This window comes from Paenibacillus sp. YAE3 (genome assembly GCF_057546105.1).
In genome coordinates, this window is the sequence record NZ_BAAIYF010000036.1 from 1 (window position 1) to 802 (window position 802).

Below are 802 nucleotides of genomic sequence, written 5' to 3' on the forward strand. Positions count from 1 at the left end.
CTGTTCTAAAATTCTGCAAGTCTGCCCTTTTCTTCATCCATATAATACCATTTTCGAAAATTACCCCTTAACGACAGTGAATATGCTATCGCTTCTTCTCTGAAACGGAATTATGCAAAACACTCAGTTTCAAGAAATGTCTTATGAGTAAGTAGTGAATTAGCGAAATTTGTATTTTCACTAACCTCCTTGCTGATTGATTGTAGATTCAGCTCTACTAATTTTGACAGTGAGTCCCCATGCTCAGCTGAACAAACCGGACACTTTCCCTCTGTGTCGTTTTGTTGAATATATTTATAAATACCTTGTATGTTTTCAAGCAGCTTTACAACCACACCGTTTTCAGTGTCACTAATGCTACTTTCAACCTTCGCAAGAGATAATGCTATACGTGTCTGCCTCTTTTCTAACAACCTAATACGCAACTCATATTTATTAATTAGCTTCGGTCCTTCTTCTACTTCTTTTCGCAGTCTCCCGTATTCCGGTCCATAAGACATTACGTATTCCAATTTGTTTAATATTTGTTGCTTTTCTTTCTTTAAGTTATCCAACGATTCATCATCGAGATCGGCAATATCTTTGAATTCACTCAACTCAAACTTCATTCGTTTGATATTGCTATTAATACTCTCAATCTTATCAAATATATCCCTACGTTCATTTATATTCTTATTCGAGCGTTTTGCAGTAATCTGAGGCCTTGAGCCGTAAGGATTTTCGGACATAAAAAAGGGACTTCACCCCAACTTGGAGAAGTTTTCAAGTGACCAAACCCAAAAACCTCAAGGATGGAGGAAGT

General features: G+C 36.8%; 1 protein-coding gene. It reads right to left on the reverse strand.

Features of this window, described 5'->3' with window-relative positions:
• Positions 1 to 110: 110 nt before the first annotated feature.
• Complete coding sequence (locus AC27KL_RS28030; RefSeq protein WP_487171797.1) at positions 111 to 728, reverse strand: hypothetical protein; 618 nt, start codon at positions 726 to 728, stop codon at positions 111 to 113.
• Positions 729 to 802: the final 74 nt, after the last annotated feature.